Annotated in this window: 19 protein-coding genes, 1 tRNA gene and 1 riboswitch; of the genes, 9 read left to right on the plus strand and 11 right to left on the minus strand. The window is 69.1% G+C overall.

All coding sequences use genetic code 11. The annotated features are described in order from the left end of the window. The 3 genes from GBO37_RS18675 to GBO37_RS18685 all read left to right on the plus strand — a co-directional run. Positions 1–389 (plus strand): M10 family metallopeptidase C-terminal domain-containing protein (locus GBO37_RS18675; RefSeq protein ID WP_252930419.1); only part of this gene is annotated, 389 nt, incomplete at its 5' end. Between the two features lie 76 nt (positions 390–465). Further along, positions 466–1,674, plus strand: coding sequence for a YeeE/YedE family protein (locus GBO37_RS18680; RefSeq protein ID WP_252930420.1), 1,209 nt, complete (start codon positions 466–468; stop codon positions 1,672–1,674). Position 1,675: 1 nt separating this feature from the next. Then, complete coding sequence (locus GBO37_RS18685) at positions 1,676–2,320, plus strand: ceramidase domain-containing protein (protein WP_252930421.1); 645 nt, start codon at positions 1,676–1,678, stop codon at positions 2,318–2,320. Positions 2,321–2,327: 7 nt separating this feature from the next. On the opposite strand, the gene GBO37_RS18690 is transcribed toward GBO37_RS18685, so the two are convergent. The 4 genes from GBO37_RS18690 to GBO37_RS18705 all read right to left on the minus strand — a co-directional run bounded on the left by GBO37_RS18690 (position 2,328) and on the right by GBO37_RS18705 (position 4,066). Next, positions 2,328–2,404, minus strand: a tRNA-Arg gene (locus tag GBO37_RS18690). 52 nt (positions 2,405–2,456) lie between these two features. Next, positions 2,457–3,203: a triose-phosphate isomerase gene (gene tpiA / locus GBO37_RS18695; RefSeq protein WP_252930422.1), complete on the minus strand. Its 747-nt coding sequence runs from the start codon at positions 3,201–3,203 to the stop codon at positions 2,457–2,459. Between the two features lie 57 nt (positions 3,204–3,260). After that, complete coding sequence (locus tag GBO37_RS18700; protein ID WP_217844734.1) at positions 3,261–3,632, minus strand: iron-sulfur cluster assembly accessory protein; 372 nt, start codon at positions 3,630–3,632, stop codon at positions 3,261–3,263. Between the two features lie 77 nt (positions 3,633–3,709). Continuing rightward, positions 3,710–4,066 carry an SUF system Fe-S cluster assembly protein gene (locus tag GBO37_RS18705; RefSeq protein WP_045981535.1) on the minus strand — a complete coding sequence of 119 codons (357 nt, stop codon included), beginning with the start codon at positions 4,064–4,066 and terminating at the stop codon, positions 3,710–3,712. 127 nt (positions 4,067–4,193) lie between these two features. On the opposite strand from GBO37_RS18705, the gene tgt reads away from it, so the two are divergent. Together tgt and GBO37_RS18715 are read left to right on the plus strand one after the other, a co-directional pair. Next, entirely contained in the window at positions 4,194–5,324 is a 1,131-nt protein-coding gene (gene tgt / locus GBO37_RS18710) for a tRNA guanosine(34) transglycosylase Tgt (protein WP_252930423.1), read from the plus strand. 66 nt (positions 5,325–5,390) lie between these two features. After that, positions 5,391–5,524: riboswitch (FMN riboswitch) on the plus strand. A 72-nt stretch (positions 5,525–5,596) separates the two neighbouring features. Continuing rightward, a complete protein-coding gene (locus tag GBO37_RS18715; protein WP_046000180.1) occupies positions 5,597–6,067 on the plus strand; it encodes a 6,7-dimethyl-8-ribityllumazine synthase in 471 nt (156 codons plus the stop codon). Here GBO37_RS18715 and GBO37_RS18720 read toward each other — a convergent pair. From GBO37_RS18720 to GBO37_RS18750, 7 genes are all read right to left on the minus strand, one after another. Next, positions 6,049–7,701 carry a glycerol-3-phosphate dehydrogenase/oxidase gene (locus GBO37_RS18720; protein WP_252930424.1) on the minus strand — a complete coding sequence of 551 codons (1,653 nt, stop codon included), beginning with the start codon at positions 7,699–7,701 and terminating at the stop codon, positions 6,049–6,051. The two genes, GBO37_RS18715 and GBO37_RS18720, sit on opposite strands and share 19 nt — an antisense overlap. Further along, positions 7,698–9,191, minus strand: a complete 1,494-nt coding sequence (locus tag GBO37_RS18725) for an FGGY-family carbohydrate kinase (RefSeq protein WP_252930425.1) — start codon at positions 9,189–9,191, stop codon at positions 7,698–7,700. The genes GBO37_RS18720 and GBO37_RS18725 overlap by 4 nt, the downstream gene beginning before the upstream one ends. A 4-nt stretch (positions 9,192–9,195) precedes the next feature. Next, entirely contained in the window at positions 9,196–9,996 is an 801-nt protein-coding gene (locus tag GBO37_RS18730; protein WP_127898019.1) for a DeoR/GlpR family DNA-binding transcription regulator, read from the minus strand. A gap of 58 nt (positions 9,997–10,054) precedes the next feature. Continuing rightward, complete coding sequence (locus GBO37_RS18735; protein WP_045982694.1) at positions 10,055–11,005, minus strand: D-ribose ABC transporter substrate-binding protein; 951 nt, start codon at positions 11,003–11,005, stop codon at positions 10,055–10,057. Between the two features lie 97 nt (positions 11,006–11,102). Next, the gene (locus GBO37_RS18740; protein ID WP_042245462.1) at positions 11,103–12,140 is read right to left on the minus strand and encodes an ABC transporter permease; all 1,038 of its coding nucleotides are present in this window, start codon (positions 12,138–12,140) and stop codon (positions 11,103–11,105) included. A 21-nt stretch (positions 12,141–12,161) separates the two neighbouring features. Continuing rightward, positions 12,162–13,667, minus strand: a complete 1,506-nt coding sequence (locus GBO37_RS18745; protein WP_252930426.1) for a sugar ABC transporter ATP-binding protein — start codon at positions 13,665–13,667, stop codon at positions 12,162–12,164. Further along, on the minus strand, positions 13,664–14,317 hold the full coding sequence (locus tag GBO37_RS18750) for a DUF2291 family protein (protein WP_252930427.1): 654 nt from the start codon (positions 14,315–14,317) through the stop codon (positions 13,664–13,666). Before GBO37_RS18750 ends, GBO37_RS18745 begins: the two co-directional genes overlap by 4 nt. 364 nt (positions 14,318–14,681) lie before the next feature. Between GBO37_RS18750 and GBO37_RS18755 the strand changes: the two genes are divergently transcribed. The 4 genes from GBO37_RS18755 to GBO37_RS18770 all read left to right on the plus strand — a co-directional run. Next, complete coding sequence (locus GBO37_RS18755; RefSeq protein ID WP_252930428.1) at positions 14,682–16,241, plus strand: FGGY-family carbohydrate kinase; 1,560 nt, start codon at positions 14,682–14,684, stop codon at positions 16,239–16,241. A 1-nt stretch (position 16,242) separates the two neighbouring features. After that, on the plus strand, positions 16,243–17,760 hold the full coding sequence (locus GBO37_RS18760) for a glycerol-3-phosphate dehydrogenase (protein ID WP_252930429.1): 1,518 nt from the start codon (positions 16,243–16,245) through the stop codon (positions 17,758–17,760). After that, positions 17,757–18,689, plus strand: a complete 933-nt coding sequence (locus GBO37_RS18765) for a sugar phosphate isomerase/epimerase family protein (RefSeq protein ID WP_371927634.1) — start codon at positions 17,757–17,759, stop codon at positions 18,687–18,689. Before GBO37_RS18760 ends, GBO37_RS18765 begins: the two co-directional genes overlap by 4 nt. Before the next feature lie 22 nt (positions 18,690–18,711). Next, a partial coding sequence (locus tag GBO37_RS18770; protein ID WP_252930430.1) for an iron-containing alcohol dehydrogenase occupies positions 18,712–19,512 on the plus strand: 801 nt, incomplete at its 3' end.

The raw sequence follows: 19,512 nt of genomic DNA on the forward strand, positions 1-19,512 counted from the left end.
TGGGCAACGACATCGTCGATGGCGGCTGGGGCAACGACCGCCTGTTCGGCCAGCAGGGCAACGACACGATGGTCGGCGGGCTGGGGGCTGATTCGATGGCGGGCGGACTGGGCGCGGACACATTCCGGTTCTTCTCTGCCGCCGACAGCAGCCTTGCCGCGCCGGACCTTATCGTCGATTTCGACCCCGATCGGGACGTGATCGACCTGCGGGCGCTGGATGTCGACTACGTCGGACGCGGGCCGCTGGCGGGGGATGCCTCGGTGCGGTGGGACCACGCGAACGGGATGACCCGCGTGCTGGTCGACGTGGACGGCGACCGCCTGCCGGACATGCTGATCCGCCTGAGCGGCAGGCTGCAGCTGGACGCCGACAGCTTCCTGCTGTGAGGCGGCCCGCGCGGGGCTTGCAAATTCCCCGCGACCGGGTCCATCTGCCTGCCAACACCGATGACAAGGACCGGCCATGGCATACGCACAGACCCTGAACCCCCGCCCCGGATTGGGCCTTCCCGGAACCGGCGCACTGGTTGTCCTGGCGCTTGGCACCATCGCGCTGGCGCTGACCCAGGGGGCGGCGCAGGGTGCGCTGTTCCTGGTGGGGGGCGCCTTGGGCATGTCGCTGTACCATGCGGCGTTCGGGTTCACCTCCGCGTGGCGGGTGTTCATCCTGGACCGCCGGGGCAGGGGCCTTCGGGTGCAGATGCTGCTGCTGGCCATGGCGGTGGTGCTGTTCTTTCCGGCCCTGGCATCGGGAACGCTGTTCGGGAACGATGTGCGGGGGCTGGTCTCTCCGGCCGGGCTGGGGGTGATCGCGGGGGCGTTCATCTTCGGCATCGGCATGCAGCTGGGCGGCGGCTGCGCCTCCGGCACGCTGTTCACCGCCGGGGGCGGCAATGCGCGGATGCTGATCACGCTGGTCTTCTTCATCGTGGGGTCGGTGCTGGGCACCGTCCATTTCGACTGGTGGGCCAGCCTGCCCGCGCTGGAGCCTGTCGCATTGTGGCAGCCGCTTGGTCCCTGGGGCGGGGTCGCGCTGTCTCTGGCCATCTTCGGGGCGATCGCGCTGATCACGATGCGGGTCGAACGCAACCGCCACGGCACGCTGGAACAGCCCCCCGAAAGTGAGCGTCACGGCATGGCGCGCTGGCTGCGCGGGCCCTGGCCGCTGGTCGGTGGCGCGGTGGCGCTGGTGGTCCTGAACTTCCTGACGCTGGCGATTTCGGGGCGGCCTTGGGGCATCACCTCGGCCTTTGCGCTGTGGGGGGCCAAGATCGCGCAGGCCATCGGCATCGACCCCATCGCCTGGGGCTACTGGCAGCGCCCCGCCAATGCCGAGGCGCTGCAGTCAAGCGTCTTCTCGGACGTCACCTCGGTCATGGATTTCGGCATCATCGCGGGGGCAATGCTGGCCGCGTCGCTGGCCGGTCGGTTCGCGCCGTCGCTGCGGATCCCGCTGCGGTCGGTGATCGCCGCGGTCGTGGGCGGGCTGATGCTGGGTTACGGCGCGCGCATCGCCTATGGCTGCAACATCGGGGCCTATTTCTCGGGGATCGCGTCGGGCAGCCTGCACGGCTATCTGTGGGCGGTGGCGGCATTCGCGGGCAACATGCTGGGCGTGGCCCTGCGCCCGTGGTTCTTCATGGAACGCCGCACCAGCCGCGCCGACGGCTGAGATGGACTGGCTGGCCCCCGTCGACGCCTATTGCGAACGCACCGGGCCGGAATACTGGTCCGAACCCGTCAATGCGCTGACCAACCTGGCCTTTCTGCTGGCGGCACTGGTCATGGCGCGGCGCCTGCGCGGGCCGGGATTGGCGACGGGGCGCGTGCTGGCCGGGGTGCTGTTCGTCATCGGGCTGGGATCCTGGCTGTTTCACACCCATGCCAACGGACTGACCGGGCTGATGGACGTTCTGCCGATCCTGACGTTCATCCTGATCTACGTGTTTGCCGCCACACGCGACTATCTGGGCGCCCGGCCTTGGGTCGCGGCGCTGGTGACGGCGGGGTTCATCCCCTATGCGGCGGTCACGGTGCCGCTGTTCGCGCAGGTGCTGGGGCTGGGATCGTCGGCCAGCTATGCCCCGGTGCCGGTGCTGATCCTGGCCTATGCGGTCCTGCTGCGGAACCGCCTGCCGCGCGTGGCGCGGGGCCTGGCGATCGGGGCGGGGCTGCTGACGCTGTCGCTGACCTTCCGCACGCTGGACCAGGCCAGCTGCGCCGTGCTGCCCATCGGCACGCATTTCATGTGGCACATCCTGAACGCGACCATGCTGGCATGGATGATCGAGGTCTGGCGGCGTCATCGGACCGGTTAGGGGATCTTGGTGCACCCGAAGGGATTCGAACCCCTGGCCTCTGCCTTCGGAGGGCAGCGCTCTATCCAGCTGAGCTACGGGTGCACGCGCCGCCTGATTACCCGGCGGGGTCAGGCGACGCAATGGTGAAAATCGATCAGGCGGCATCCAGGGCCGTGATGATCGGGACAAAGTCGGCGGCCTTCAGGCTGGCGCCCCCCACCAGCGCGCCGTTCACATGCGCGATGGCAAATATCTCGGCCGCATTCGCGGGCTTGACGCTGCCACCGTAGAGCAGCGCGACATCGGCTCCGTCGGACAGGCGCGCGGACAGGTGGTCGCGCATCAGCGCGTGAACCTGGGCGATCTGATCCAGCGTCGGCGTGCGTCCGGTGCCGATCGCCCAGACCGGCTCATAGGCCAGGACGGTGTTGCGGGCATTGGCGCCGTCCGGGACGGACCCGGCCAGCTGCGTGGCGATCACGTCCAGGGTGCGGTCGGCGTCGCGTTCGGCCTCGGTCTCGCCGACGCAGATGATGGCGGTCAGGCCTGCGGCATGGGCGGCCTGCGCCTTGGCGCGCACCATGGTGTCGGTCTCGCCGTGATCGGCACGGCGTTCGGAATGGCCCAGGATCACGTGCGTCGCGCCCGCATCGCGCAGCTGCAGGGCGGCGATGTCACCGGTATGGGCGCCCTTGTCAGCATGGTGGCAATCCTGCCCGCCGACCAGCAGGTCGCTGGCGCCAATGCGGGCCATCATCGGGTGGATCAGCAGGGCTGGCGGGCAGATCAGGACGTCGCAGGTCGCGCCTTCGGCGGCGGCGGCCATGTCGTCTAGCTGATCCAGCGCGGCCAGATCGCCGTTCATCTTCCAGTTTCCAGCGGCAAGTTTGCGCGGTGCCATGGGGGTCCTCCGTGGGTTCGGGACAGGCTTAGCCAGCGTCCCGCCCCCGCGCAAGGCTCAGCTCTGCGCGCGGCTGCCCTCGATCGGGGCAAAGTTCACCGACTCTCCGCAGCCGCAGCTGTCGGTGACGTTGGGGTTGCGGAACCGGAAGCCCTGCTCCAGCAGACCGGTCTCATAGTCGATCTGGGTGCCGAACAGGAACATCTGCGCCATGGGCGCGATGATGACGCGCGCGCCGTCCAGTTCGACCACCTCTTCGTTCGCGGTGGGGGTCTGGGCCAGCTCCATCGTGTATTCCATGCCCGCGCAGCCACCCTTCTTCAGTCCGATGCGCAGACCATAGGCGTTCTTGCCCGCCATCAGCCGCGCGATCTGGGCGGCGGCGGCGGGGGTGATGGTCACGGGAGGGGTGCCGGGCATGGCGAACATGGCGAGATCCTTTTTGGGCTTGGCCTCAAGATAGTCATCCGGGGGGCATCGGTTCAAGACCGCCCCCCGGCCGGCGATCACATGAAGCCCAGTTCCAGACGCGCCTCATCGGACATCATGTCCATGCCCCATTGCGGCTGGAAGGTCATCTCGACATCGACCTGCTTGACGCCGGGCACGGCCTCGACGGCGTCGGCGACCCATCCCGGCATCTCTCCGGCGACGGGGCAGCCGGGGGCGGTCAGGGTCATGATCACCCGCACCTCGGAGGCGTCGTTGATGTCGATCGTGTAGATCAGGCCCAGATCGTGGATGTTGACCGGGATCTCGGGGTCATAGACGGTCTTGCACGCCTCGACGATGGGCTCGTAGAGGGGATGGTCGGTCGAAGACGGCGCGATCAGCGGCGCGCCTTCCATCAGGGGTTCGGTCATCGGTGCATCCTTCAATTCCGACCGATTATATAGGGCACCGGCCGCCCGCGGTCCAGTGGCGGCCCGCATTGCGCCGGGCGGGGGGCGGCGCTACAAGCGGCCGGTTCCAAAAGGCTCGGGCTGACCCATGACCACGCGTTTCGACTTCACCCTCCAGGCGACCGACGGCGCCGCGCGCACCGGCGTCATCGACACGCCGCGCGGCCAGATCCGCACCCCGGCCTTCATGCCGGTGGGGACGGCCGCGACGGTCAAGGCGATGCTGCCCGACAGCGTGGCGGCCACGGGCGCGGACATCCTGCTGGGCAACACCTATCACCTGATGCTGCGCCCCGGTGCGGAACGCGTCGCGCGCATGGGCGGGCTGCACAAGTTCATGAACTGGTCCAAGCCCATCCTGACCGACAGCGGCGGGTTTCAGGTGATGTCGCTGGCGGGCCTGCGCAAGCTGACCGAGGAGGGGGTGACCTTCTCCAGCCATGTGGACGGGTCCAAGCATTTCCTGTCGCCCGAGACCAGCATGGAGATCCAGCGCCTTCTGGGCAGCGACATCGTGATGTGCTTTGACGAATGCCCCGCGCTGCCCGCGACCGAGGAGGCGGTGGCCGAGTCGATGCGCCTGTCGATGCGTTGGGCGCAGCGGTCGCGCGACGCCTTCGGCGACCGTCCGGGCCACGCGCTGTTCGGCATCATGCAGGGCGGCGTCACGCGCGAGTTGCGCGAGGAGAGCGCCCAGGCCCTGCAGGCCATCGGCTTTGACGGATACGCGGTCGGCGGTCTGGCCGTGGGCGAGGGGCAGGAGGCGATGTTCGGCGTGCTGGATTACGCGCCCGGCTTCCTGCCGGAGGACAAGCCGCGCTATCTGATGGGCGTGGGCAAGCCCGACGACATCGTGGGCGCGGTCCAGCGCGGCATCGACATGATGGATTGCGTCCTGCCCTCGCGGTCGGGGCGGACGGGTCAGGCCTGGACCCCGCGCGGTCAGGTCAACATCAAGAACGCCCGCCACCAGGACGACCCGCGTCCCTTGGACGAGGATTGCACCTGCCCCTGCTGCACGGGCTATTCCCGCGCCTATCTGCACCATGTCTTCCGCGCCAAGGAGATGATCAGCGGCATGCTGCTGACCTGGCACAACCTGCATTACTATCAGCAGCTTATGGCGGGGCTGCGCGACGCGATCGCGGCGGGACGGCTGGACGCCTTCGTGGCCGACTTCCACGCGCGCCGTGCGGAAGGCGATATCGAACCCGTGTGACGCCGCGACCTTGGAAGGTTTTTCCCGGCCGGGCCTTGGCGCGGGCGGGCGGGAGCGTTATCTTGATGGTGTTCTCAGGGCGGGGTGCAATTCCCCACCGGCGGTGACAGCCCGCGAGCGCCCCTTGCCACGGCAGGGGGGTCAGCAGATCCGGTGAAATTCCGGGGCCGACGGTATAGTCCGGATGGAAGAGAACCGCCCCGTGTGCCACCCCGGCGCGCGTGGTGGTATGCCTTGGGGGCCTGACGCAACTTACGTAAGGTTCCTGAAAGATGACCAAATCCCCCCGTATCGCCTTCATCAAGGCGCGCTGGCACGCCGATGTCGTGGACCGCGCGCACGAAGGTTTCCTGACCCAGGCCGCCAGCCTGATCCCCGGCGCCCAGATCGAGGCCTGGGACGTGCCCGGCGCGTTCGAGATGCCGCAGCTGGCCAAGAAGCTGGCTTTGACCGGCAAGTATGACGCCGTGGTGGCCGCGGCCCTGGTGGTCGATGGCGGCATCTATCGCCATGATTTCGTCGCCGGCGCGGTGGTCAGCGGCCTGATGCAGGCGGGCATGGACACGGGCGTGCCGGTGTTCTCGGTGTCACTGACGCCGCACAATTACCAGGAGACCGAGCTCTTGACCGGTTTCTATCGCGAGCATTTCGTCAAGAAGGGCGCCGAGGCCGCCCATGCGGTCGCGCAGATGCTGGCCGTCGAGGGGCGTCTGGCCCGTCTGGATCAGGCCGACGCGGCCTGATCCATCCGCAGGCGGTGCCGCGTGAGCAGCATCGCCTGTGTTTCCCTGAATTCGCGGTCGCGCCGCGCGGCGTCCCAGTCCAGTGCCGCCGCGCAGAGATCGGCGATGCGCGCCAGATCGCGGGCCGACAGATGGCCGGTGACGGCCAGCGCGGTGCGGCGCATGACCAGATCGGCCAGGGTGCCTATCTGTTCGTTGCGGATGATCCAGTCCAGCTCCTGTTCGCTGTGATCGCTGTCGGCCAGCATGGTCGGCGCCGCGCCTTCGGCCGTCAGGATCGCCGCCGCCGTCGTGCCGTAGCGCGCCAGAAGATGGCGCGCGCGGGCGGGCGCGGCCAGGCTGCGCCGGGCCGCATCGTCGCTCCACGCGCCCGCATCGGCCGGGTAATCGCGGCCACCGCCGATGGGCAGCCTGTCGGTGGCGATGCGGCGGGACGCGTTCAGGCGCGCCAGAAGATCGTCGGCGACCTCCTCGGCAAAGCCGCGGAAGGTGGTCCATTTGCCGCCCACCAGCGCGATGATCGGCCAGCGGCGGTTGGCGTCCGGGGCGATCTCGGGCGCGGAATGATCGCGACTGATCAGGCCGGGATTGGCCGCGTCCGAGGCGGGCAGGGGGCGGATGCCGGAATAGGCATAGACGATCTGGCTGTCGTCGAAATGCAGCCCCGGCAGCAGGCCGCGCAGCGCGTCGAGGAAATAGGCGATCTCGGCATCGTCGCAGGCCACGTCGTCGGGGTCGTCGGCGCGGATGTCGGTGGAGCCAACCAGAGCGCGGTCCAGATAGGGAAAGACCAGGCAGATGCGCCCGTCATCGGCCTCGAAATAGATCATGCGGCCCTTCAGCGCGGCCAGCAGCTCGGGGTGGTCCAGCAGAATGTGAGAGCCCTTGGTGCCGCCGATCATCCGCGTGGGCGCGCCAAGCGCCGCGTTCACCCGGTCGATCCAGGGACCGGCGGCGTTCACCACGATGCGCGGGCGCAGGGACAGCGCCCCCTGCGGGCCGGTCAGGTGGATGACGTCGCCGTCCGTGCCGCTCAGCGCGGTGTGGTTCAGCGCGCGTGCGGCGGGATTGGCGCGCAGACCGTCCGCGACCAGCTCCCAGACCAGCCGTTCGGGCAGGGTGACGGCGGCGTCGTAATACTGCCCCGCGGCCTTGATGCGCGGGGTCAAAGGCGGGATCTCGCGCAAGGCGCGGGCGCGCGACCACAGCTGATGGCGCGGCATGACCCGGTGGCGGCGGCCATAGAAGTCGTACATGGCCAGCCCCGCCTTCATCAGCACCGCGCCGCGGCTGCGGGGTGCGGTGGTCGACCCCATCAGCGTGCGCAGTGCCGGGCCGATGCCGCGCAGCCAGGAGAAGATCGGGATGACCGTGGGCAGCGGCCTGACCAGATGCGGCGCGTTTTTCAGCAGCAGGTTCCGCTCCAGCGTGGACTGGGCGACCAGGCGCAGCTCTCCGGTCTCGAGGTACTTGATGCCGCCATGGATCAGGCGCGAGGGCGCGGCCGAGGTGCCGCCGCCGTAATCGCCCTTGTCCACGATCACCGCCTGGACGCCCTGTTCGCACAGGTCGCGGAACAGGCCCGCGCCGTTTATGCCCGCGCCCAGGATCAGCACGTCGATATCTTGGGTCATGGGATGTCCTGCAGGGCCTCGATCCGCGGCCACAGCGGGGCCATGGCGGCGGCGATGTCGGTGAAGACCCCATAGCGGCGCGCCATGTCGGCGGCGCGGGCGGGGTCGGGGTGATGGGTGGTGCTGATCGCGCCCATGTCGCGCGGGTCGTGGCGCGGCGAGGCGAAGATGCCGACCCCCGCGCCCGCGCAGAGCGCCGCGCCCCAGGCTGCGGCCTCCTCGGTCGCGCTGACGGTCACGGGCATGTCCAGCACATCCGCGAACAGCTGTGCAAAGAGCGGCGCGCGGGAAATGCCGCCGGTCACCCGCGCCGCCCTGGGGGCGAACCCGTCGCGCAGGGCGTCAACATGGTGGCGGTGGTTGAAGGCGATGCCCTCGATCACGGCGCGCAGCATGTCGCCGCGATCCTGCCAGCCGCGCAGGCCGAAGAAGCCCGCGCTGGCCTGCGCCCCATAGGGCGATCCGAACAGGTAGGGGTGGAACAGCGCGCTGGAGGGCCGGGCCAGGGCGGCCTCGATTTCCGGGATGACGCGCAGATGGGCGGGCTGGTCGCCCCCTTCGCGGCACAGACTGTCCAGGAACCAGTCGTAATTCGCGGCGGACGCCGGAGAGATCGACATGGCGTTCCATTCGCCCCGCGAGATGCCATTGCGGCAGAACCAGCGCGGATCGGATAGGGGTCGGTCGGTGACGGTCTCGTTGATGGAATAGGTGCCGGCGACGATGGCGACGCAGCCCTGCCCGTACCCGCCCGAGCCCAGGGCCGATGCGGTCACGTCATGCAGTCCGGCCACAACCGGCGTGCCCGCGGCCAGGCCGGTCAGGGCGGCCGCATCCGCCGTGACATGGCCCACGACCTGATCGGGCAGGGCGATGTCAGGCAAGGGCAGGCCCGGCAGGCCGAAGATGCCGGGGATGTCGGGGGCGAAGCCTTGGGTTGCGACATCGGTGAAAGCGGTGCTGGCCTCGGTCAGGTCGGTGCCGATGCGGCCGGTCAGCCGATAGGTCAGCCAGTCCTTGCAGGCCAGCACATGGCCGATCGCGGCAAAGCGCGCGGGGTCATGGTCGCGCAGCCACGCCAGGATCGCCGACGGCGCCGAGGCATGGGGCATCTGCCCCGTCCGCGCCAGCGCGCGCGCGGCGGTCCCGTCCGCGACCCAGCCATCCGCGACGCCGCCCGCGCGGCTGTCCAGCGACAGGATACCCGGCCCCAAAGGCGCGCCCGCCCGGTCCAGCAGATACAGCCCGTCGCCATGCGCGGTCGCGGCGATGGCGCCGATGTCGCGGGCCGGGCGACCGCAGGCGGCGATGGCCTCGGCTACGGCGGCGGCTGTCTGGCGCCACAGGTCCTCCATGTCGCGTTCGACATGGCGGGGCTGGGGCATGACCTGCGCCACGCGGCGGCGCGCGGTGGCTAGAACCCGGCCTGTGGCGTCGAAGATCACCGCCTTGGTGACGGTCAGCCCGTTGTCGATGCCCAGGATCAGCATGGCGTCAGTCCCCCGTCAAGGCGATCTGGACCTCGACACCGCGGCGGCGCAGGGCGGTGATCTGATCGGGGGGCGTGCGGTCGTCGGTGACGATCAGGTCGAAATCCTCGATGCCGCCCATCGAGTGCAGGGCGCGGCGGGTGAACTTGGTGTGATCGGCCAGCAGGATGCGGCGGCTGGCGGCGTCCAGCATGGCGCGCTTCGTCTCGGCCATCTCGGGGGACTGGTGAAAGACCTGGTCGTCGGTGACGGCGGCCATCGACAGGATCGCCACGTCCGCGCGCAGGCGGCGGATCTGGGCGGTGGTCTGCGGTCCCATGAAGGCGTTGCACCAATGGTGGAACTGGCCGCCCAGACCCAGCAGCGTCATGTCGCCGATCTCCTTGATCGCGCTCATCAGCGTCAGCGAATTGGTGATGACCGTCAGCGGTACCCGTGCGGCCAGATGCGGCACCATGCGCAGCACGGTGGTGCTGTCGTCCAGAAACACCGCCTGGCCCGGTTCGACCTGCTGGGCCGCCAGCTGCGCGATGGCGGATTTCTGCGGACCCTGGCGGGTGTCGCGATACAGGTCGCTGGCCTCGATCAGGCTGGTGGGGGCGGCGGACACGATGCCGCGCGACTTGCGCAGCAGGCCCTTGCCGGCCAGTTCGTCCAGGTCGCGGTGCGCGGTCATCAGGCTGATGCCGAAGCGGTCGGTCAGATCCTCGATCCGCAGGCTGCCCTCGGCCATGACGGCCTGCGCGATCAGCTGGCGACGCGCCTGCAGGCGGGCCTGTCGGCTGTCCGAGGGGATCATGTCCATGGGGATGCGGCCCTTGCGTGGGTGGGGCGCGCGCGTGACGGCGCGCGCCCCGGTGGCGTCACTGGTCCAGAACGAAGGCGGCGCTGTAGCTGTCCACGTTCTCCGGCGTGATCAGCAGGCAGTCGAACAGCTGCTTTTCGGTCTCGACGCCGGTCTCTCCGGTCTTGATGAAGGTGTCGGCCTGGCGGACGGCCTCCTCGGCGAAGACAGCGACGGGCTGCAGGACGGTATAAGCCATCTCTCCGGCCTTCACCGCCTCCACGGCGTCGGGGCTGCCGTCAAAGCCGCCCACGGTCACGGCGTCCAGCTTGCCGGCCTCCTTCAGCGCGGCGATGGCGCCGAGCGCCATCTCGTCATTGCCCGAGATGACGCCGGTGATGTCGGGGTTCGCCTGCAGCAGCGACTGCATGCGCTGATAGCCCTGGGTGCGGTCCCAGTTGGCGACCTCCTGGCCGACCTTCTCGAACTCGGGATACTGGCTCAGCACGGTCTCGTAGCCGTTCGAACGGGTCTGGGCGTTGTTGTCCGAGGGGTTGCCGAACAGCTCGACGAACTGACCGCCTTCCTCGCCCATGGCCTCGACCCAGGCCTGCGCGCCCAGGGCCGCGCCCTGCGCGTTGTTCGACACCAGCTGCGCCTTGGCCAGGCCCTCCTGGTTGATCTCGGCGTTGACCAGGAACACCGGGATGCCCGCATCGACGGCCTTCTGGACGGCACCGACCGAACCGTCGGCGTTGGCCGGGTCCAGGATGATCGCGACCGACTGGTTGGTGATCGCGGTGTCGATCAGCGTGCTTTCGGTGTTGGTGTCGCCGCGATGGGCGGCCACGTTGGCGGTATAGCCCAGCTCCTCGGCGGTGGCCTTGGCGACTTCGCCCTCGGTGAACCAGTAAGGGTTGGCCGGATCGTTCACGATCACGGTGATCAGCCCCTCGGCCCAGGCCGATCCGGCCATCAGCGGCACAGTGGCCACGGCGGCCATCAGCATCCGGCGCGTCATCTTCATCATTTGGTCTCTCTCCCTTGGTGTGGTGATCCTGCCCGGTGCGGGGCAGTCTTTCCGCGCGCCATCCCTGTGGCGCGCGGGGAAGGTCGGGGGCAGGGCCTCACGTCTTGCGCGTGCCGCTGCCGTATTGAAGCGAGTTCATCAGCACGGCCAGCACGATCACCGCGCCCGTGAACACCGTCTGCCAGTAGGAGCTGACCCCGATGATCACCAGGCCCGCCGACAGGAAGCCGATGACGAAGGCGCCCAGCATCGTGCCGCGCACGTTGCCGCGCCCGCCGGTCAGGGCCGCGCCGCCGATCACGACCGCGGCGATGGCGGTCAGTTCATACGCGTTGCCCGCCGTGGGTCCGGCCGAGGTCAGCTGCGACGCCAGAACCAGCCCCGCGGCGGCGGCCAGCGCGCCCGACACCATGTAGACGGTGATCTTGACCCGCTTGACCGGCACGCCGGACAGCTCCGCCGCACGTTCGTTGCCGCCCGATGCGTAAAGCCAGCGCCCGAAGGCCGACCGGCCCAGCATCAGCCCCGCGGCGATCGCCACGACCGCCAGCACGATCACGCTGATGGGCACGCCGCCGATGCGGTAGAAGCCCAGCCAGTTGAAGCCGGTATTGCCCAGGGCCTCGGACCCGCGCAGGTTGTTGTAGGTCAGCCCGTTGGTCATCAACAGCGCGATGCCGCGCGCCACGTACATGACCCCAAGCGTCGCCACGAAGGGCGGCACCTTGAAGATCGCGACCAGCACGCCGTTGACCGCGCCAACGGCCGCGCCCACGCACAGCGTCAGCACCACGACCGCCCAGACCGGCGGATACAGGATCACGCCAAGTGCATCCAGTTCGACCCCCTGCATCATCGCGCCGGCGACCACGCCCGACAGCGCCAGGATGGAGCCCACGGACAGGTCGATCCCGCCGTTCAGGATGACCAGCAGCATGCCGATGGACAGGATGCCGAAGATCGCCACCTGGCTGGACATGATCAGCAGGTTCGACAGCGTGAAGTAGTTCGGCGACAGAAACGAGAAGACCGCGATGATGGCGATCAGCGCGAAGAAGGCGCGCCCTTCCAGCAGCAGGCGGCCCAGATGGAACTGGCGGCCTTTCGCGGGGGCGGTCGTGGTGGTTGCGGACATGAGTTCCCTCCCTCGGGCGCGTCAGGCGGCCACGGACTCGCCCGAGGCGGCCATGATCCGGTCCTTGGACACGGTGCTGTCGAATTCGGCCGTGATGCGGCCCTTGTGCATGACGATGATCCGGTGGGCGATGGACAGGCATTCGCTGACCTCGGAGGTGGAATAGACCACCGCCAGCCCGGCCCGCGCGCCTTCCGCCAGCAGGCGGAACACCTCGGCCTTGGCGCCGATGTCGATGCCGCGCGACGGCTCGTCCAGCAGGATCGCGCGGGGCCGGGTGGCCAGCATCTTGCCGATCACGACCTTCTGCTGGTTGCCGCCCGACAGCGATCCGATGGGGGCGCCGCCGCCCGATGTCTTGACCGTCACGCGGCGGATGCTGTCGTCGATCAGGTCGCGTTCGGCGCGGGTGCTGGTGAACAGCCCCCGCGTGAACCGCGCGATCGAGGCCAGCGACAGGTTCTGGCCGACGCTCATGGTCTGGACCAGGCCGTCGCGCTGGCGGTCCTCGGGGACCAGGGCCAGGCCGCGGGCGATGCGTTCGCCGATGGACAGGTGGCTGATCTCGTGCCTTTCCAGCACGATCTGGCCGCCGGTGGCGCGCAGCCGCCCCGCGACCGTCTCCAGCAGTTCGGTGCGGCCCGCGCCCATCAGGCCATAGATGCAGACGATCTCTCCGGCGCGCACGTCCAGGTTCAGCCCGCGCACAAGGTCCTGGCCGGTGGCGTCCGGGACCGACAGGTCGCGGATCGACAGGGCGACCTTGCCCATGGTGCTGTCCGGGGGCGATCCCAGGTCGTAATTCTCGCCGACCATGTTGCGCACGATCCATTCCAGATCGATCTGGGCGCGTGGCGCATAGGCGGTCATCACTCCGTCGCGCAGCACCACCGCATGGTCGGTGATGGTCAGCGCCTCCTCCAGGTGGTGCGAGATGTAAACGATGCTGACGCCCCGCGCGGTCAGGTCGCGGATGACCTTGAACAGCACCTCGACCTCGCTGGCCGACAGGGCGCTGGTCGGTTCGTCCATGATCAGGATGCGGCTGTCCACCGACAGGGCGCGGGCGATCTCGACGATCTGCTGCTGGCCCAGGCGCAGGTCCTCGACCAGGGTCGCGGGGTCGATCTGCTCCTCCAGCTCCTCCATCAGGGCGCGGGTCTGGCGGTCCTCCTCGGCGTAATCGACGCCAAAGGGGCCCATGATCTCGCGGCCCATGAAGATGTTGTCGCGCACCGACAGGTTCGGGGCCAGCGACAGCTCCTGGTGGATGATGGAAATCCCCCGGTCGCGCGCGTCATTCGCATTGGCGAAGGCCACCGGCTGGCCGTCCAGTACGATCTGGCCCGATGTGGGTTGGATCACGCCCGACAGGATCTTCATCAGCGTGGATTTTCCCGCGCCGTTCTCTCCGAAGAGGGTGGTGACCTGGCCGCGATGGATGTCGAAGTTCACGCCCTTCAGCGCGTGGACCTGGCCATAGGACTTGGCCACGTTGCGGGCGGCAAGGACAACCTGGGCGCTCATTGGACCTCCAGCGCGACGGGGGTGATCAGCCAGTTCGACGGGTTGATCAGCCGGAACGCCCCGGTCACCGTCACCTGCTTGCCCGCCAGGGCGGTGGTGTCGATGGGGGCCAGCACCTCGGCCGCCATGGCGCGGTTGATGCCCGATCCCGCGTCCTGGTATTCGATCTGGTTCTTGAAGGCGCCAAAGGCGATGTCGCCCGGCGCGTCGCGCAGGTCGGTGCCGTTGATCGCGGGGCCGGTCTGCACGCGGATGCGCAGATCCTCGGGCAGGCCCTCGACGGTCAGCGGATAGACCCCAGCCCGCGGCTCCCCGGCGGTGCCGGTCACGGTGACCATCATGATGGCGCCGGTCGATGCGGGCGTGCCGTATTCGGCGATGGCCGCGTCCTGATCGGCGGCGATGGCCGCGGCCAGGTCGGTGGCGGGCACCGCGCGTTCGATCACCGCGTCGCGGATGCGCGGGAATTCCTGCGTGCCATAGGTGTCGGGCGAAAACGCCTGCTGGCGGGCATCCGCCTCGGAGCCGACCTGCACCACGGTGGTATCCAGCGCGATGGCGGCCAGGACGGCAAGGCCCAGGGCCGCGGACAGGATCAGGCCGCGACGGCTGGCGGCGGGGGCCCGGGGGGCGGTGGTGCTGTCGGTCATCTGTCTGCCTCTGGCTGGAACACGGGGCGGGCGGGCGCACATCTCATGGTTGATGATAACTTCACGTGATCGACCTCGCGGAGAGAATGCACATCGGGGCCTGCCCTGCGGCGGTCGCCGCACGGGCCGCATCCATGGCGCGAAGGCATGCGGGGCGCAAGCCTGTGCTGGCGAAAGTCGTCATGCGGTCCGGCCTCCCCTCCGGTCGATTCGCGTGGCGCGGGCCTGTGATTGCGGCGATTCCGCGCATCCTTTCGGACGCGAACAGGACTAGCTTAGATGAAATAAATTGCCGTGTCCGTAAAAAAATACGTTCCCTGTGCGATCATCGTGATATAAACCGGGGCCAAGGGATGGAGGCATCATGACGGACAAGCAGCGCGACGTGCTGATCGGAATCGATGCCGGGACCTCGGTCATCAAGGCCGTGGGGTTCGATCTTTCCGGGCGTCAGCTGGGCGCGGCGGCGGTGCCGAATCGCTATGCGACCGGGGCGCAGGGTGCCGCGACGCAGGACATGGCCCGGACCTGGGATGATTGCGCCGCCGCGCTGCGCGGGCTGGCCGATCATATCCCGAACCTGGCGGGGCGGACCGCGGCGCTGTCCGTGACGGGGCAGGGCGACGGCACCTGGCTGGTCGGAGACGACGGCCCGGTGGGCGATGCCTGGCTGTGGCTGGACGCGCGCGCCGCACCGACCGTTGGCCGCCTGGGCCAGGACCGCGCCCGGTTCGAGGCGACGGGCACCGGCCTGAACACCTGCCAGCAGGGCGCGCAGATGGCCCATATGGACGCCCATCACCCGGACCTGCTGGACCGGGCGCGGGTCGCGCTGCATTGCAAGGACTGGCTGTATCTGAACCTGACCGGCGTGCGGGCGACGGACCCGTCCGAGGCCAGCTTCACCTTCGGCAACTTCCGCACCCGTGCTTATGACGACGCGGTCATCGACGCGCTGGGCCTGACGCATCGGCGCGGCCTGCTGCCGCCGATCATCGACGGTACGCAGGTGACCCATCCGCTGACCGCGGATGCCGCTGCGGCGACGGGCCTGCTGGCAGGCACGCCGGTCAGCCTGGGCTATGTCGACATGGTGATGACCGCGCTGGGTGCGGGCGTGCTGGGTGGGGCGGGCGACGTGGCCTGTTCGACGGTCGGCTCGACCGGGGTGCATCTGCGCGCCGTGACCGCCGACCGGGTGCATCTGAACGATCAGGGCACGGGCTATGTCATCTGCCTGCCGGTGCCGGGCGTGGTCACGCAGGTCCAGACCAACATGGCGGCGACGCTGAACCTGGATTGGGTACTGGGCCTGGCGGCGGGCATCCTGTCGGACATGGGCCAGCCGGTGACGCATCGCGACCTTGTCGCGCGGCTGGACGGCTGGCTGGGCCAGGCCGCGCCGGGGCAGATCCTGTACCACCCCTATATCTCGGATGCCGGGGAACGCGGGCCCTTCGTCGATGCTGCGGCGCGGGCCGGGTTCACCGGCCTGTCGGCGGGCCATCGCTATCCCGATCTGGTGCGCGCCGTGGCCGAAGGGCTGGGCTTGGCCATGCGCGACTGTTACGCCGCGATGGGGCCGCTTCCGTCCGAACTGCGCCTGACCGGCGGAGCGGCGCGGTCGCCCGCCCTGCGGCGCATTCTGTCGGCTGCGCTGGACGCGCCGGTCCGCGTGTCCGACCGCGACGAGGCCGGGGCCGCGGGGGCCGCGATGATGGCCGCCGTGGCCATCGGCGCCTATCGCGACATGGACGCCTGCATCTCCGAATGGGTCACGCCCCTGCTGCGCGCCCCCGAGGCCCCCGATCCCCATCTGGCCGCGACCTATGCGCGGCTGTTCCCCGCCTTTGCCGCGACCCGCGCCGCCCTGCCGCCCGTCTGGGCAGCCATGGCGCGGGCCCGCACCACGACAGGAGAGTAGGATGACCCAAGGCCACGAGATGATCGATCTGTTCGTGATCGGCGGCGGCATCAACGGCGCGGGCGTCGCGCGCGATGCCGCGGGGCGGGGCCTGTCGGTCGTGCTGTGCGAAAAGGACGACCTGGCGCAGGGCACCTCGTCGCGCTCGGGCAAGCTGGTCCATGGCGGGCTGCGCTATCTGGAATATTACGAATTCCGCCTGGTCCGCGAGGCGCTGATCGAACGAGAGGTGCTGCTGGCCGCGGCCCCGCACATCATCTGGCCGATGCGCTTCGTGCTGCCGCACAGCCCTGACGACCGGCCCGCCTGGTTGGTCCGGCTGGGGCTGTTCCTCTATGACAACCTGGGCGGGCGCAAGAAACTGCCGGGCACACGCACGCTGGATTTGCGCCGCGATCCCGAGGGCGCGCCGCTGCTGGACAAGTACCACAAGGGGTTCGAATACAGCGACTGCTGGGTCGACGACGCGCGGCTGGTGGTGCTGAACGCGGTCGATGCGGCGGAGCGCGGCGCGACCGTCTTGACCCGCACCGCCTGTGTGTCGGCACGCCGCGAGGGCGACGCCTGGTCCGTGACCACCCGCGACACCGTCACCGGAGAGGAACGGCAGTTCCGCGCCCGTTGCCTGGTCAACTGCGCCGGTCCCTGGGTCAGCGACTTCATCACCCGCGTGGCGGGGTCGAATTCGGCCCGCAACGTGCGCCTGGTCAAGGGCAGCCATATCATCGTGCCGAAATGGTGGGCGGGGACCAACGCCTATCTGGTGCAGAACCACGACAAGCGCGTGATCTTCATCAACCCCTACGAGGGCGACATGGCGCTGATCGGCACGACCGACATCGCCTATGACGGCCGGGCCGAGGACGTCACCGCCGACGAATCCGAGATCGACTATCTGCTGGCCGCCGTGAACCGCTATTTCAAGGAAAAGCTGCGCCGGTCCGACGTGATCCACAGCTTTTCGGGCGTGCGCCCGCTGTTCGACGACGGGCAGGGCAACCCGTCGGCGGTCACGCGTGACTATGTGTTCGACCTGGACCAGACCGGCGGCGCGCCGCTGCTGAACGTCTTCGGCGGCAAGATCACCACCTTCCGCGAACTGGCCGAACGCGGCATGCACCGTCTGACCGAGCTGTTCCCCCAGATGGGCCCCGACTGGACCGAGACCGCGACCCTGCCGGGCGGCGAGATCGCCAATGCCGATTACGAAAGCTTTGCCAACCTGCAGCGCGAACTGCACCCCTGGATGCCGCGCGCGCTGGTCCAGCATTATGGCCGCCTGTACGGCGCGCGGACCAAGGATGTCGTGGCGGGCGCCATGACCCTGTTGGACCTGGGACGTCATTTCGGCGGACAGCTTTACGAGGCCGAGGCGCGGTACCTGGTCGCCAAGGAATGGGCACGCACGCCGCAGGACATCCTGACCCGGCGCACCAAGCATTATCTGCACCTGACCCGGGACCAGCAGGCGGCCTTTGCCGCGTGGTTCGACGACACCCTGGCGCCGGAGATTGCGTGATGCTGACCCTGTCGCTGAACACTAACCCGCTGGTCAACCGCTTTGCCGATCCGGACGACCTGATCGACACGGTCGCGCGCGATCTGCGCATCCGCGACCTGCAGTTGACGCATGAGTTCATCAATCCCTCCTGGCCCGCGCCGGTGATCCGCCGCCTGACCCGGCAGATGCGTGCGGCGCTGGACCGGACCGGGGTGCGCGTCACCAGTGGCATGACCGGGCCCTATGGTCGGCTGAATCATTTCGGCCATCCTGATGCGGATGTGCGGAGATACTATGTCGACTGGTTCAAGACCTTCGCGGACATCACCGCCGATCTGGGCGGGCGGTCGGTGGGCACGCAATTCGCGATCTTCACCTATCGCGATTACGACGGTCCGGCCCGGCGCGAGGATCTGATCCGCATCGCCATCGACTGCTGGGCCGAGGTTGCCGAGCATGCGAAGGCCGCCGGGCTGGACTATGTCTTCTGGGAGCCCATGAGCGTGGGCCGCGAATTCGGAGAGACGATCCCGGCCGCCCTGGCGCTGCAGGACCGGCTGAGCGCGGCCGACATGGCGGTGCCGATGTGGATGATGGCCGATATCGACCACGGCGACGTCACCAGCCCCGATCCGGACGATCTGGACCCCTATGCCTGGGCCCGCGCCGTGCCGCGCGTCAGCCCGATCATCCACATCAAGCAGTCGCTGATGGACAAGGGCGGCCACCGCCCCTTCACCGCCGAATTCAACGCCAAGGGCCGCGTCCAGCCGGAACCCCTGCTGGAGGCGCTGGCCCAGGGCGGCGCGGTCGACAACGAGATCTGCCTGGAGCTGTCCTTCAAGGAACGCGACCCGAACGACCGGCAGGTCATCGCCCAGATCGCTGAAAGTGTCGCATTCTGGGCGCCGCATATCGACACCGGGGCGGATAAGCTGAATACCTGACCCATCATCGACAGGACGCCCCATGCCCCAGCCCTTCGCCTTTGCCACCGCCACCGAGATCCTGTTCGGCCGGGGGCAGGCGGCGATGGCCGCCGGGCGGGTCGCGGCCCTGGGGCGGCGGCTCCTGCTGGTCCACGGCCGCGACCCCGGCCGCAGCGCGGCGCTGGCCCGCGATCTGTCGGCGGCGGGCTGTTCGGTCGCAACCTTCGCCGTTCCGCATGAACCCGACATCGCCCTGATTGAGGCAGGCGTCCGGACGGGCGCGGAGGTTCAGGTCGTCGTCGCGATGGGCGGCGGGGCGGTGATCGACGCGGGAAAGGCCCTTGCGGCCTGCCTGACCATGACCCGTCCGCTGATGGATCATCTGGAGGTCGTGGGACAGGCGCTGCCGCTGGACCATCCCCCGTTGCCCTTCGTGGCCATCCCCACCACCGCCGGCACCGGGGCCGAGGTCACCCGCAACGCCGTGATCGGCGTCCCCGAGGCGCGCCGCAAGGTCAGCCTGCGCGATGCGCGGATGCTGCCGGCGCTGGCCATCGTGGACCCGGCCCTGACGGACGGCTGTCCGCGGGGGGTGACGCTGGCCTCGGGGCTGGATGCCGTCACGCAGGTAATCGAGCCCTATGTCTGCACCCGCGCCAATCCGCTGACCGACGCGCTGTGCCGCGATGCGATCCCGCGCGGGTTGGCGGCGCTGATCCGCCTGATGCAGGCCGAAGACCCGCAGGCGCGCGACGAGATGGCCTGGGTCAGCCTGTGCGGCGGCCTGGCGCTGGCCAATGCGGGGCTGGGCGCGGTGCATGGGCTGGCCGGCCCCCTGGGC

It is taken from the genome of Paracoccus sp. 08 (assembly GCF_024105395.1).
GTDB lineage: Bacteria > Pseudomonadota > Alphaproteobacteria > Rhodobacterales > Rhodobacteraceae > Paracoccus > Paracoccus marcusii.

Coding starts and splice junctions, on each gene's coding strand:
- GBO37_RS18680 (WP_252930420.1), top strand. CDS start 466: ATGGCATACGCACAGACCCTGAACCCCCGCCCCGGATTGGGCCTTCCC.
- GBO37_RS18685 (WP_252930421.1), top strand. CDS start 1,676: ATGGACTGGCTGGCCCCCGTCGACGCCTATTGCGAACGCACCGGGCCG.
- tpiA (WP_252930422.1), bottom strand. CDS start 3,203: ATGGCACCGCGCAAACTTGCCGCTGGAAACTGGAAGATGAACGGCGAT.
- GBO37_RS18700 (WP_217844734.1), bottom strand. CDS start 3,632: ATGTTCGCCATGCCCGGCACCCCTCCCGTGACCATCACCCCCGCCGCC.
- GBO37_RS18705 (WP_045981535.1), bottom strand. CDS start 4,066: ATGACCGAACCCCTGATGGAAGGCGCGCCGCTGATCGCGCCGTCTTCG.
- tgt (WP_252930423.1), top strand. CDS start 4,194: ATGACCACGCGTTTCGACTTCACCCTCCAGGCGACCGACGGCGCCGCG.
- GBO37_RS18715 (WP_046000180.1), top strand. CDS start 5,597: ATGACCAAATCCCCCCGTATCGCCTTCATCAAGGCGCGCTGGCACGCC.
- GBO37_RS18720 (WP_252930424.1), bottom strand. CDS start 7,701: ATGACCCAAGATATCGACGTGCTGATCCTGGGCGCGGGCATAAACGGC.
- GBO37_RS18725 (WP_252930425.1), bottom strand. CDS start 9,191: ATGCTGATCCTGGGCATCGACAACGGGCTGACCGTCACCAAGGCGGTG.
- GBO37_RS18730 (WP_127898019.1), bottom strand. CDS start 9,996: ATGGACATGATCCCCTCGGACAGCCGACAGGCCCGCCTGCAGGCGCGT.
- GBO37_RS18735 (WP_045982694.1), bottom strand. CDS start 11,005: ATGATGAAGATGACGCGCCGGATGCTGATGGCCGCCGTGGCCACTGTG.
- GBO37_RS18740 (WP_042245462.1), bottom strand. CDS start 12,140: ATGTCCGCAACCACCACGACCGCCCCCGCGAAAGGCCGCCAGTTCCAT.
- GBO37_RS18745 (WP_252930426.1), bottom strand. CDS start 13,667: ATGAGCGCCCAGGTTGTCCTTGCCGCCCGCAACGTGGCCAAGTCCTAT.
- GBO37_RS18750 (WP_252930427.1), bottom strand. CDS start 14,317: ATGACCGACAGCACCACCGCCCCCCGGGCCCCCGCCGCCAGCCGTCGC.
- GBO37_RS18755 (WP_252930428.1), top strand. CDS start 14,682: ATGACGGACAAGCAGCGCGACGTGCTGATCGGAATCGATGCCGGGACC.
- GBO37_RS18760 (WP_252930429.1), top strand. CDS start 16,243: ATGACCCAAGGCCACGAGATGATCGATCTGTTCGTGATCGGCGGCGGC.